8 protein-coding genes are annotated in these 14,230 nt (G+C 50.4%); 7 read left to right on the forward strand and 1 reads right to left on the reverse strand.

What is annotated here, in order from left to right:
* Positions 1 to 323: 323 nt before the first annotated feature.
* A complete protein-coding gene (locus SD10_RS16855) occupies positions 324 to 2,729 on the reverse strand; it encodes a TonB-dependent receptor (protein WP_046575289.1) in 2,406 nt (801 codons plus the stop codon).
* A gap of 241 nt (positions 2,730 to 2,970) precedes the next feature.
* Between SD10_RS16855 and SD10_RS16860 the strand changes: the two genes are divergently transcribed.
* The 7 genes from SD10_RS16860 to SD10_RS16895 all read left to right on the forward strand — a co-directional run bounded on the left by SD10_RS16860 (position 2,971) and on the right by SD10_RS16895 (position 14,093).
* Complete coding sequence (locus tag SD10_RS16860; RefSeq protein ID WP_046579678.1) at positions 2,971 to 4,272, forward strand: DUF4249 domain-containing protein; 1,302 nt, start codon at positions 2,971 to 2,973, stop codon at positions 4,270 to 4,272.
* Positions 4,273 to 4,548: 276 nt separating this feature from the next.
* Positions 4,549 to 6,306: a phospho-sugar mutase gene (locus SD10_RS16870; protein ID WP_046575292.1), complete on the forward strand. Its 1,758-nt coding sequence runs from the start codon at positions 4,549 to 4,551 to the stop codon at positions 6,304 to 6,306.
* A 209-nt stretch (positions 6,307 to 6,515) separates the two neighbouring features.
* Positions 6,516 to 9,767 (forward strand): SusC/RagA family TonB-linked outer membrane protein, encoded by a 3,252-nt coding sequence (locus tag SD10_RS16875; RefSeq protein WP_394330444.1) that lies wholly within the window; start codon positions 6,516 to 6,518, stop codon positions 9,765 to 9,767.
* Between the two features lie 48 nt (positions 9,768 to 9,815).
* Positions 9,816 to 11,546 (forward strand): RagB/SusD family nutrient uptake outer membrane protein, encoded by a 1,731-nt coding sequence (locus tag SD10_RS16880; RefSeq protein WP_046575295.1) that lies wholly within the window; start codon positions 9,816 to 9,818, stop codon positions 11,544 to 11,546.
* Between the two features lie 282 nt (positions 11,547 to 11,828).
* Positions 11,829 to 12,248, forward strand: a complete 420-nt coding sequence (tsaE, locus tag SD10_RS16885) for a tRNA (adenosine(37)-N6)-threonylcarbamoyltransferase complex ATPase subunit type 1 TsaE (protein ID WP_046579679.1) — start codon at positions 11,829 to 11,831, stop codon at positions 12,246 to 12,248.
* 128 nt (positions 12,249 to 12,376) lie between these two features.
* Entirely contained in the window at positions 12,377 to 13,588 is a 1,212-nt protein-coding gene (locus tag SD10_RS16890) for an alanine dehydrogenase (RefSeq protein WP_046575296.1), read from the forward strand.
* A gap of 100 nt (positions 13,589 to 13,688) precedes the next feature.
* A complete protein-coding gene (locus SD10_RS16895; RefSeq protein ID WP_046575297.1) occupies positions 13,689 to 14,093 on the forward strand; it encodes a hypothetical protein in 405 nt (134 codons plus the stop codon).
* The last annotated feature ends 137 nt before the right edge of the window (positions 14,094 to 14,230 follow it).

Raw genomic sequence — 14,230 nt, forward strand, 5'->3', positions numbered from 1 at the left:
GGTACGTTGGGGCATGATAGCATTTTACAGAAACCGTTGAAGCTCTAAAATACCCGACAACCTTTTCGATTGTATTCGCTATGTTATAAACATTCCTAAGCAGCGCCAATGGGGGCATGTTGGTCAAAAACCTTCCGGACTAGTTATGCTGGTCGGCGGGGTTATCAACGTCAATAAATACAGGGATGGTACCATCCGCACCCAACCCATCAGCAGTACCAAACAGGCTAATATCCTCGGGGTCTACTCAGGCCAGAACAAGCCCTGCCAAAGGTACATAACCCAGTAACTGACGAACGGACGAGCGCATACCAGTAATGCGCTTACTTAAACTCGAAGTTGTAGGTCAGACTGGGAATAGGGGCACCGAAGATGCTGAGCCGGTAAGGGTTGGTCGCCTGCCCTTCCGTCCGAAAAAAGATCGAATACACGTTCTTACGCCCGTACAGGTTATACACGGTGAACGTCCAGTGTCCCTGCCAGCGCCGGTTTTTCATACTCGGGTTGTAGATGTTCCAGGCAAAATCCAGCCGATGATAATCGGGTAACCGGTATTGGTTACGCTCGTTATAGTAGGGATAGGTACGGTTCTGATACCGAATGAAGCCTTCAGGTGCGGTATATGGACGCCCGGTGCTGTAGGCAAAGTTGAACGAAAAACTATGGTGTTTGCCCTGATTGATGGTCAGGCTCATGTTCAGGCTGTGGGGCCGGTCATAATTGGCCGAGTACCAATTCCCGTTGTTAATCTGCTGCTGAAAGTCAGTTCCCATATTGACCTGATTCAAAGTGCGGGCGTAGGTGTAGTTGACCCAACCTGTTAGCTCGCCTTTCTTTTTAGACACCATCAACTCCATGCCATACGCTTTACTTCGGCCCGGCAAAAGCTGGGTTTCCGGATAAGGCTGCAATAAAAAATCAGCCCCCGGTTTGTAGTCCAGGATGTGTTGCGTGCTGCGCCAGTACACCTCCGCCGACAGCTCAAAAATGTTGTTCTTCGAGTTCTGGAAATAGCCCGCCGAAAACAACTGGCTTATCTGAGGCTGAATATGCGCATCCGATGTTTTCCAACGCGAGGTGGGTAAGGGCGTGGTCGTATTGGTGATCACCTGTAAATACTGCCGCATCAGGTTGTACCCCAGCTTGATGGATGAGTTAGGCGTCAGGGCATAGCGCAACCCCAGCCGGGGCTCCAGGCCACCATATTGCTTGGTCACCTGCCCCGCCCCATAAACCGTTGAATCCACTACCGTCGTAGCATCGGGTACAGCACCCGTTTCCGAACCTGCGTATCGACGCACCACTGAGGGCCCCAGATTCAGGAAGTGCGAATAGCGCAAGCCCGCCGAGAGGGCCAGCTTATCAGACAGGCTAATCTCGTCTTCGGCGTGGATGGCTAGTTCCAGCGCGTTTTCAATCGGCGTCTTCTGGTAATTCACCGCCAGACTATTACCAGGAATTAGCTCGCCGGGGTTCAACCGGTAATGCGTGCCGCTGAGACCGATCTCGATCTTCTGGTTTTCGAGTTGGTAGTTCAGGTTTGACTTGAGTTGCCGTTGTAGCAGCGACTGCTTGAGCACCACTTTATTATCCGTACTGTCTTCGGTCGATAAGATTCGGGGAATGTACTGGGACACCAAAGCGGTCGTCTGCACATTTAGCCGGGGGTTGATGGCATGAAACCAGCGCACCATGCCATTGGCCGTTTGTTGGGCATACTGGGTGTTGACAGCGTTGACATTGGCCAGACTACCGAGCAGGTTGGTCTGAAACAAATCCTGACTCAGGTAGCCCATCGCCGTGACGGTATTGTTGTCGTTGACCCGCCAGAAAAGCTTGGCCGTTCCATCGCCGAACTTGGCCCGAATGTTATCGAAGCGGGGCGAAACGGCCCGCAGCAAAAAGTCATTGAACGCCCCTCTACCCGACACCATCAGGGCCAGTTTCCCCTTCACAATGGGCGTCTCGACCGTCAGCCGGTTAGCCACCAGACTGACACCACCCGTCAGGTGAAACTGATTCAGGTCCGGGTTTCGAAGGCTGATATCCAGCACCGACGCGGCTCGTCCGCCGTAGCGGGCCGGCACGTTTCCTTTATAGAGATCCAGGCCACTGACGGCATCGGGCGGAAAAACCGAGAACAGCCCAAACATGTGCGTTGGGTTGAAAATAGGGGTATCATCGAGCAGGATCAGATTCTGGTCGGTCGTGCCGCCCCGGATATTGACCCCATTGGCGGCCTCCCCCACACTGGTGACGCCGGGCAGCATCTGCAAACTCCGTAAAATATCAACTTCGCCTAAGGCAGCAGGCATCTTTTTGAGGGTCGCAATATTGATTTGGCTCACGCCCAGCAACGGTTGCCGAACGTTTCGGTCATAGCCTTTGCTGGTGACCACGACTTCTTCTAGCTGACTGGAGACCGACGGCAGAAATACGTTGAGGGTTCTGTTTTCGCGAATCGAGATGGTGGCTCGGTACGGCACAAAACCAAGTTGTCGGACCACCAGCACGTGCTGACCCGATCGGGTTTTGATCGAAAAATTACCTTGGCCGTCGGTATAGGTACCGGTGGTGGCTTTTTCATAATCAAGCACCACAGCAGCCCGCGGAATGGGCTGCTGACTGGCCGAGTCACGCACGGTGCCGGAAAGCGTGTACAGGATTTGAGCCTGGGCCATAGTTGCTCCTATAATCAGCAGCAAGGCACTCGGTAGAAATCGTTGCATGAAATGAACAGTAATGATGTGGTCCTGTTTTCTCTCGCACAGGAAGCGGGCTTCTTCACAAACCATTGACACAACGGAGGCAAAAGCACTGTTTGTCAAGGGAATATATATCACGTTAGCATAAACTCATATTTCTTCCAAATCTACCCATACAGGTAGTTCATCTATACTTTCCGGGTATGGCTAAAAATAGCTTGTTATTTATCAATTGTTTCTGGTTAAATTACTTTTTTTAACTGATATGCGCTTAGTCGTTTTTGCGTTGAGCAGCTTGCTACTCACGTTCCTGCTCACCGCTTGTGTAGATCCGCTCGAGTTAACGATTATTGAAACCGTAGATATTCTGGTCGTCGATGGTACCATCACAAACCTGCCCGAACCGCAAATTATCCGGATCAACCGGTCCAAATCAGACCCCTTAACTGGCCGCTTTGGCTCTGTGCCGATTACAAAGGCATTGGTCGAAGTGCTTGTCGATTCCGCGCAACGTTTAGCCTGCCATGAAACGGTAGCGGGTAGTTATCAGCTACCCAGTGATTTCAGAGGACAAGTAGGTCATGCTTACCAGTTGCAGTTTACCCTGAGTGATGGGACGCACTATGTATCAACGCAGCAAATCATGCAGCCGGTACCGGCCATTGGGCGCGTGTCGGCCAAATTCAACTCGGCCAGCCTGCCGGTCGGACAACAACTGGCAGGCGGTTATCGGGCCGGTCATGATGTATTTATCGATTGGACAGACCCGGCAAATCAGCACAATTACTACCGATGGGAATGGAAACTCTACGAAAAGCAGCACTGGTGTCGGAGCTGTCAGCAGGGTATTTATGCGGTCAATGTTATTCCGCCCCATGCCTATAAAGACAAAACGTTCTATGTTTCCAGCGACGAACTTTATGAAAACTGTTTTGTGCCCGTCAACTATTTAGAAGCTGCCCAGCCCCCGTTTTATAGCGGATCATTTGTGTATGATTACCCCTGCCGTACGCAGTGCTGGGACATTATTTACAGCTCGTCGCTTAATGTCTTCGACGATCAATACAGCAACGGCGGTCAGATTCTGGGGCGAAACGTGGCACAGATTCCCTATTATGACAGTACAGCGGCACTTGTTGAAATCAGGCAATTGTCCTTACCGCCATCAGCCCATACCTATTTCAGCCGCTTTCAGAACCAGACCCAAAATGTAAACGGCCTGACCGATTCATCTCCATCCGCCCCGGTGGGCAATATTCATAACGCGGGCAACCGTGCCGAGTCGGTTGTTGGTTATTTTACAGCATCGGCCGTATCGGCCGTGCGGTACTGGCTGGATCGTAAAGATGTTGTTGGTCTGCCTTTTGGCCAGACAGACCCGACCAGAGCTTCTACCTTACCCGGCGCTGAACTGTTTTATTCCCTTAACCTACGACAACCCATTCCTGAGCCCCTATATCCTTACCCTCCTATTCGCGTATGGGGCGGTCCACCCCGACCTGTAACGGCCATCTGCGTTTCCAGCGACAGTCGAACGCCCTTTAAGCCGGATGGCTGGCAGGATTGACGCTACAGGCGTTTTTGAGCCTGGATTTACAAGAAACCCGCCAGGATTCTATCGTGCAGGTTTGGTTGGCACAGGGGGAATTGTAATTTTGGCGAATAAAAGCATAAATCGTATGGGATCCATTGAGGCTATTTTGCCTGAAGTCGATAAAAGGCATTTGCAATTTGCTTCCATCGTTAACGATATTTTCGTCTATTGCCCCATTCCGTTCGCTTAACAACCAGCGTGCTAACCAGGTTAGCGTTTAAACCAACTCCAAATTATCACCCTTGACCAATGGAAGTAACCCTTGATTCCCCTACTCAGCAACGCGTCGACCAATGGCTTAGCGGCAACTACGATGCTGATTCCAAAGAGGCTATCCAGCATCTGATCGACTCCGGCAATATTGCGGAGCTTACCGACTCGTTCTACCGCGACCTTGAATTTGGCACCGGGGGCCTGCGGGGCGTTTTAGGTGTAGGCTCAAACCGAATGAACCGCTATACGGTTGGAGCCGCTACGCAGGGGCTATCTAATTATATCAACGCAGCCTTCCCCGGCGAAGATATTAGCGTCGCCATTGCGCACGATAGCCGCCGGATGAGTCCGGAATTTGCCCGGTTAGTAGCCGATATTTTTTCGGCAAACGGCATTAAGGTGTATCTGTTCAGCAGCCTGCGCCCCACCCCTGAACTCTCCTTTGCCATTCGCCAGTTGGGCTGCCAGAGCGGCATTGTCGTTACGGCCTCGCACAACCCACCCGAATACAACGGGTATAAAGTGTACTGGAACGATGGGGGCCAGGTAGTGGCCCCCCACGACAAAGGCATTATTGCCGAAGTGAACAAGATCACCTCCGTCGATGCGATTAAGTTTGAAGGCGTGCCGGAGAAAATCCACCTGATCGACGAAGAAATCGATGCGCCCTACGTAGAGCGGGTCAAATCGAACGCCGTCAACCCGGATGTCATCCAACGGCAGGCTAACCTGAATATCGTTTATACGCCTATTCACGGTACGGGCATTACGCTGGTACCGCGCGTCCTCGATGCCCTGGGTTTCAACAACGTTCACATTGTGGAAGAGCAGGCTACGCCGGATGGCAACTTCCCAACGGTGAAATCGCCGAATCCCGAAGAACGCGCAGCCATGCAACTGGCCCTTGACTTGGCCAACAAACTGAACGCCGATCTCATTATGGCCACTGACCCCGACGCCGACCGCGTTGGCGCTGGTGCCCGCAATCATCATGGCGAATTTGAGTTGCTGAACGGCAATCAGATGGCCAGTCTGATTATCTATTACCTGCTCAATGCCTGGAAAGATGCGGGTAAGCTAACCGGAAAGGAGTTTGTGGCCAAGACCATCGTTACCACCGACCTCATCGACAAGATGTGCGCTCGTTACGGTGTAAATTGCTATAACACCCTGACCGGTTTTAAATACATCGCCGAAGTGATCCGGGAACTGGAAGGAAAAGAACAGTTTATTGGCGGGGGCGAAGAAAGCTACGGCTACCTGATCGGCGATTTCGTGCGCGATAAAGATGCCATTGCCTCCTGCGCCATTATTGCCGAACTGACTGCCTACGCCAAAGATCAGGGTAAAAGCCTGTTCGATATGCTGATGGCTATGTATCAGGAAAATGGCTTTTATTATGAAGCGCTGGTATCGCTCACTAAAAAAGGACGGGAAGGGGCGGATGCCATTCAACAAATGATGGCCGGTTTCCGGGCAAACCCGCCCAAATCCATCGCTGGATCGGCCGTGGTTCGGGTAGATGATTATAAAGCGCTCACGCGTTTGGACCCACAGAGTGGACAGACGTCGACTATCGAAGCCGGCAAAATGGGCATTGAGTCGTCAAACGTGTTGCAGTTTTTCACCGAAGACGGCACCAAAGTATCGGCCCGTCCATCGGGAACGGAGCCCAAAATCAAGTTTTACGTCAGTGTGGTTGAACCGCTCGAAAGTAAAGATGCCTTCGATGATACGTATGCCCAGCTAAAAGCCAAAGTACAGCGCGTAATTGACGAGCTGCAATTGACCTAATCATTGGTCAACGTCGGCGTAATCGCATGCCGTATTTACACTCAAATTATTGAAAAGGTCCGCTGTTGATAATCAGCGGACCTTTTTCTTTTATAACCATTTATTACAATTAAAAACTGGTTAATTAGAATTCTTAAATTTATAGCTTTAAGGGATTATACTCAAGTAGTATCGCTCACTAATATTTCCACCTAATTCTAATTAATCTGATGATGAAACGCGCTTTACGACAAGCGTACCGCACATTGCCACTCGTTGTTTTCGCTTGGCTTTTGTGCCTAGGGGCTTTTGCCCAGGAACGCAAAATTACCGGCCGGATTACCGACGGCAACGACAATAGTGGCCTCCCCGGCGCTAATATTGTTGTGAAAGGAACCCAGACGGGCGTGGTTACCGACGCCAATGGGCAGTTTTCCTTGAATGTTGCTGCCGGACGCGATGTACTAACTGTTTCGGCTATTGGCTATGCCTCTCAGGAAGTTACGATTGGTTCCCGAACAACCATCAACCTGGCCATGGCACCCGACATAAAAACACTTAATGAAGTAGTCGTGACGGGTTATGGCGCACAGGCCAAACGGGACATTACGGGAGCCGTAGCCACAGTAGATACCAAGCAGCTTCTGTCGGTGCCGGCAACCAACGTTGGGCAGGCTCTTCAGGGTCGGGTAGCTGGTGTGCAGGTTGGCAATGAAAACTCTCCTGGTGGCGGTGTCATGGTACGTATCCGGGGTTTTGGTACGATCAATGATAACTCCCCGCTTTATGTAATCGACGGCGTTCCAACCAAGGGAAACCTTAACACCCTGAATTTAAACGACGTAGAGAGCATGCAGATTTTAAAAGATGCGTCAGCCGCTTCCATCTACGGCTCGCGCGCGGGCAATGGCGTCGTCATTATTACAACGAAGAAAGGGAAAGCCGGTAAACCTAAATTCACTTACGATACGTATTATGGTTCACAGCGGCACGGCAAGTTACTGGATATGCTCAACACCCAGGAGTATGCTCAGCTAACCTGGACATCCCGCATTAACTCCGGGGTTGTCGGTGCCAACGGCAATCCGGTTCACTCGCAGTTTGGCAATGGGGCAACGCCCGTCATCCCTGATTTTGTGCTACCCAGTGGCGCATCGGCCAGCGACCCTCGGCTTGCCCGGAACCCCGACGGAACATACGTCAATTACAACAATGACATTAATTCACCAACTTTCTTACTCATCACGCCAGCCAATAAAACAGGAACCAACTGGCTGGAAGAGATTTTTCAGACCGCTCCTATCCAGAATCATCAGCTAGGGGTATCGGGTGGTAGCGAGAACGGGCGCTATGCCATGTCGCTGAACTACTTCAACCAGGAAGGGATCATGAAGTACACGGGCTACAAACGCTATTCGCTGCGGGCCAATACCGAGTTTAACGTGAACAAGCGAGTTCGCGTTGGGCAAAACTTTCAGGTCGCTTATGGCGAACGCCTAGGCCAGCCTAACGGCAACAACGCCGAAAGCAACCCCGTCTCCTTCGCGTATCGTATTCAGCCAATTATTCCGGTTTACGACGTAGCGGGTAACTTCGCCGGCACACGTGGGGGCGACCTTGATAACGCCAATAATCCGGTGGCTCTACTTTACCGGAACAAGGATAATATTCAGAAAGAGATTCGGCTGTTTGGCAATGCATTTGCCGAAGTCGACATCCTGAAAAACCTGACGGCCCGGACCAGCTTCGGGATCGATTACAACCTGTTCAATTTCAAAAACTACACCATTCGGGATATTGAATCAGCTGAAGCTCGTGGCTCTAACAGCCTGCAAACCAACAACAACTATGAATGGACCTGGACGTGGTACAATACTCTGACCTATAACATGGCCATTGGCGACCGGCACCGGTTCAATGTCATTGTCGGTACAGAATCCATCAAAAATTATTTTGAAACATTCGATGCCAGCCGGACGAACTTCGCCGTTGATGACGTCGAAAACCGATACCTGAGTGCGGGCACGGGCGTTCAGACAAACAATGGTGGAGCATCGAACTGGCGGTTAGCCTCCGAGTTTGCCAAGCTGAATTATGTGCTGGATGATAAATACCTGATTGACCTGACCGTTCGTCGTGACCGTTCGTCGCGCTTCGCGAAAGAGTTCCGGTCGGCGGTGTTCCCGGCGGCCAGTGTTGGCTGGCGTGTCTCAAAGGAGAACTTTTTCAAGCCGATCACCCTGTTCGATGATCTGAAATTCCGGGCTGGCTGGGGCCAGACGGGTAACCAGGAAATTGGGAACTACAACTCCTTCACGCAGTTCAGCACGAACCCCATTACGTCCTTTTATGACATCAATGGAACACGTACCTCGGCGGTGCCCGGCTACGAACTCACGCAGTTTGGTAACGCCAGGGCAAAATGGGAAACCACAACCAGCCTGAACATCGGCTTTGACGCTAGCCTGCTCAAAAATCGACTAACGGTGGGCTTCGACTGGTATACACGCACAACTTCCGATATGCTCTTTCCGGTGCAGGCACCCCTCACCCAGGGGGTAGCCACGGTTCCTTTCCAGAACATCGGGTCGATGCGCAACCGGGGTGTTGACCTGATGATCAACTATGGCGATAAAATCGGCAGCGGTGGACTGAGTTATAACGTTGGCGCTAACTTCAGCACCTACCGCAACGTAGTAACCAAAACCAATGGTGACCCAAGTACGCAGTATTTCGGCATCAACGACGAGCGGATTCAGAACTTCGTTGTCACTCAGCAGGACTACCCTGTCTCGTCCTTCTTTGGCTACACCATCGACGGCATATTCCAGACGAATGAAGAAGCGAAGGCCGCTCCGGTTCAGTTCGGAAATGCGGCATCCGAGAACGTGGCGGGCCGCTTTAAGTTCCGTGATATAAATGGCGATGGCGTTATTAATACCAAAGACCTGAGCATCATTGGCAGCCCGCACCCAAAATTCACGTATGGCCTGAATCTAAACCTGAACTATAAAAACTTCGGGCTTACGCTGTTTGGGCAAGGTGTCCAGGGCAACCAGATTTTCAACTACACGAAATACTGGACTGACTTTCCAACGTTTGCCGGTAACCGCAGCACGCGTATGCTGTATCAGTCATGGCAGCCGGGAAAAACAGATGCCATATTACCCCAGCTCAGATCGAGCGATCAGGTTAGTATTCAACCGTCGACTTACTACCTGGAGAGTGGCTCGTATTTCCGGATGAAAAACATTCAGTTAACCTATCAACTTCCCCAATTGCTGCTTTCCAAATTGGGCCTGGGTGCAACGTCCGTTTACATTCAGGGACAGAACCTGTTTACGGTTACCAAGTATTCAGGCATGGACCCAGAAATCAACCTGCGCGCTTATTCCGCTGGCAACGACCGCCAGATTGGGGTCGACGGTGGCTCCTATCCCGTTGCAAAAACCGTATTAGTAGGTCTGAATCTGTCATTTTAACCTGAATCTATAAGGTGTTAACGCCTTGCAGATTCGCCAATAAAATCCATGAAAAAATTAACTATAGTCATAACCTTATTTTGTCTGGCAGTGGCAACTTCCTGCTCCGACAAGTTTCTGGATGTGCAGCCTAAAGCCGCGCTAGCCGTTACGACGCTACAAAATAAAACCGGTGTAAATGCCTTGCTGATTGGCGCCTATGCGCTTCTGGATGGCTGGGCAACGGCCGAAGGCGCTTACCGGTCATATCAGGTAGGTGCCGATAACTGGGTCTACGGCAGCGTTGCCAGCGATGACGCCTACAAAGGCACTATCGCCGGGGATCAGCCGCCGATTTCGCTCATCGAGCAAGGCAATATTCAGTCCGACAACATTTACTTCCGGGGAAAATGGCGGGGTATGTATGACGGGATTGCCCGCACGAACGACGTTTTACAGGCATTGGCCGTTACGAAAGACATGACCGATGCGGAGAAAGCACAGGTCACCGCCGAAGCCCGGTTTCTGCGTGGGCATTACCATTTTGAACTCAAAAAGATGTTTAACATGGTTCCCTACATTGACGAGAAAATTTACAATCCCAATGATCTCGAAAGCACGAAACTGGCTAATACCACCGATATCTGGCCCAACATTGTCGCTGACCTAAAAGCCGCTTACGATGTGCTGCCTGCCAAACAAACACAGGTAGGTCGCCCAACCAAATGGGCAGCCGCAGCCGAATTGGGCAAAGCCTATTTGTATCAGAAAAAATACGCCGAAGCCAAAGTATTGCTCGAAGCCGTGGTTGCCAGCAATCAGTATAAACTGATGGACAAGTATCACGACAACTTTAAAGCGGTGACCAACAACAACGCGGAGTCCATTTTTGAGGTACAGTATTCGGTCAACGACGGCGCATCGGGTGGTGAGAATGGCAACATCGGCTCAACACTCAACTACCCCTATGGTGGTGGTGGCGTTACAACCTGTTGCGGCTTTTTCCAACCTTCCCAAAATTTGGTAAACGCCTTCAAGACAGATGCCAATGGCCTGCCACTCGTTGATTCGTTCAATGCGTCAGACTTAACCAGCGACCAGAACATCGAATCGACGGCGCCATTTACACCCTATGCTGGCGCCGTCGATCCGCGTCTTGACTGGACGGTTGGCCGTCGGGGCATTCCGTATCTGGATTGGGGTGTTCATCCTGGCAAAGCTTACGTACGCGATCAGGCATACGGTGGCCCCTACTCGCCTAAAAAGCACGTGATGTATAAGTCAGATGTGGGGACAAACACCTTCGCTGGTAACCCCCGCCTGAATGCCAATAATTACCGTATGATTCGGTATGACCACGTATTGCTCTGGCTGGCTGAAATTGAAGTTGAAATTGGTGATCTGAACAAAGCTCGTGGGTATGTAAACCAAATTCGGCGACGGGCAGCCAACCCGGATGGTTTTGTCAAAAATGCCGATGGGTCTCCAGCAGCCAATTACGTCATCAAAGAATACACGACTCCCTGGACCGATCAGGCAACTGCCCGTAAAGCTGTACAGTTTGAGCAACGGCTGGAATTTGCCATGGAAGGCCACCGCCGGTTTGATCTGGTTCGCTGGGGTGTAGCGGATCAAACTCTGAACGCCTATTACTCAACTGAATCCAAAAAACGGCTGTACCTGAATGGCGTTCAGTTCATTAAAGGCCGACATGAGTACTTCCCGATCCCGCTTCAGGAAATATTCAACAGTAAGAAAGACGGCAAAGAAACGCTTGTACAAAATCCGGGTTATAACTAATCAGCCTCGGTTGTACGGGTATTGAGCAATAACCTATAGATCACTATTGAACAATTTCGTGGGTAATCCGCAAAGTATGTTTGCGGATTACCCATTTTTATTTTAGCCATTCCGACTGTAGTCAGAGAAAACCGCGCTGTCAGCATCGTGTATGGTCTCTCCTGCCCTCAGCACACCGATTAGTTTCGGAGATACGCTAACAAATCAGGTACTAAGTAACCCCGGGCGAGGAAAATGGACAGCCTAAAATCCATATCTTTGCGGTTTATTCCTGAAACGCCTATGACCCTGCATCTTGACCATGTGGATAAACTTGACACCATTGCCCGCCAGCTATTGGCCGATGGCAGAGAGCAGTCAGTCTGGCTATTTGAGGGCGACATGGGAGCGGGCAAAACAACGCTGATCAAGGCTATCTGCCGAACATTGGGAGTCGTTAGCCTGGTACAAAGTCCAACCTTTTCGATCGTAAATGAATACACCACACATGAGGGGCATTCTGTTTATCACTTCGATTGTTACCGACTCCGGAATGAAGCCGAAGCACTGGACATTGGCTTGGAAGAGTACATAGATTCCGGTAATTATTGCTTCATTGAATGGCCAGAGCGCATTACATCGCTATGGCCTGCTACCTATTACCAGGTTCATATGTCGGCAGAACCGGATGGCCGTAGACTAATCGAAACAAATTTGGTTTAACCGTTTATTGACAGGTTTACAGTATTCAGTTTATGGTAGTACCGATAAGTTTACGTGGCCCTTTGCTACGGTTAACGGACTACAGAATACCGTAAACCAAATACCATAAAATCGTAAACACGTATAAAGTGACTGGATTTGAGGAATTGGCCAAACAAACGGCCTTGTACCCGAAAGAAGCTCCGCTGGCGGTAAAGACCAATCGGAACAGCCTGCTCATTGGTCTGCCTAAAGAAGTGTCGCTTCAGGAAAACCGCATCGCATTAACCCCCGAAGCGGTAGCGATTCTGGTGCGAAACGGGCACAACGTGATTGTTGAACAGGGCGCGGGAGAGAAAGCTAAATTCTCAGATACCGAATACAGCGAAGCTGGCGCGCAGATTGCCCGCTCGCCCAAAGAAGTGTACGAAGCGAACCTGATTCTCAAAGTCGAGCCCCTTGTCGAGGCTGAGTTTGAACACGTTCAATCGGGCAGCACGGTTATTTCTGCCGTCAACTTACCCACCCACGACCGGGCCTACTTCGAAAAAATCAATAGCAAGAACTTAACATCGTTTGGTTACGAATATATTGAAGACCAGGGCGGTAACTTACCGGTTATTCGTTCAATGAGCGAAATTGCGGGCAGCACGGTGATGCTTATCGCCGGAGAATACCTGAGCAATGCCGATAATGGCCGGGGGATTATTCTGGGTGGCATAACGGGTGTGCCACCGACAAAAGTAGTGATGCTCGGCGCCGGAACAGTTACCGAATACGCAACCCGTACCGCTATTGGCATGGGTGCCGATGTAAAAGTATTCGATAAGCATTTGTATAAACTCCAACGACTTAAGTATGCCGTTGGGCAGCACGTTTACACCTCCATTATCGACTCCGATACCCTGGCCGAAGCCATTCAGCGGGCCGATGTCGTCATTGGTGCCATGCGGGCCGACGATGCATTCAGCCCGGTGGTGGTGACTGAAGAAATGATTGGACGGATGAAACCCGATTCGGTTATCATCGATGTGTCGATTGACCAGGGCGGCAACTTCGAGACCTCCCGCATGACGACCCACAAGCAGCCTACATTCAAACATATGGGGGTTATTCACTACTGCGTCCCCAACATAGCAGCACGCGTTGCCTACACGGCTAGTATGGCGCTGAGCAATATCTTTCTCCCTTTCCTGCTCGAAACGGGCACCACGGGCGGTATCGAGCAGATGATGTATGCGAACCGTTGGTTTATGAAAGGTGTTTACAGTCACAAAGGAACGCTCACCAACGCCTATATCGCACGCAAATTCAACATGCGGTTTAAAGATCTGGACCTCTTGCTGGCCGCCCGATTTTAAGTTAACATGTTTATGATTTTTGGTTTATAGTTTTCGGTGCGCAAGCAATTCCGCATCAGCTAACTATAAACCGTGAACTGTAAGCCGAAAACTATTTCCCATGATCAACCACAGCAACGAAAATACCCTGCTCGATGACGCAAACTCCTACGACGTCAATAAAGAATTGATGGGCCTTATCTCGTCGGATTTCGTGAAGGTGGCCGATCAGTTAAAAGAAGCCTCCTACCAAATTCGGAAGCGCGGATTTTCGGAGTTTCCTGTTTTTGTAGCCTCGCGTCGTGACGTGCCCATCGGTCAGATCCTGATTGCAGCCAACGAACTGGAAAATTTATGGAATTACAAAGCATCCTTCGTTGACGAGTTCGTACAACGTGAACTCATTGGTACCAACTCACTCGAACTCTGGAAAGAGAATTATAAAAAGCCCGATGAATATTGCTGTCTGTTCGTTGTTCACGGCGATTTTGCGGGCTTTGTTTACATTCCCTATCCGGAAGATTAGTACTCCTTTTTGATAATTTTCTACCAGGCCGGATCAGTACTGATCCGGCTTTTGTTTTAGTGAGCATTATTTTCTACCGATCCGTAAAAAAAGTGTTGATGTCCCTATTTTCTGCGGTTCAGTTATAGGTATAAAGT

The organism is Spirosoma radiotolerans, from assembly GCF_000974425.1.
Taxonomy (GTDB): Bacteria; Bacteroidota; Bacteroidia; order Cytophagales; family Spirosomataceae; genus Spirosoma; species Spirosoma radiotolerans.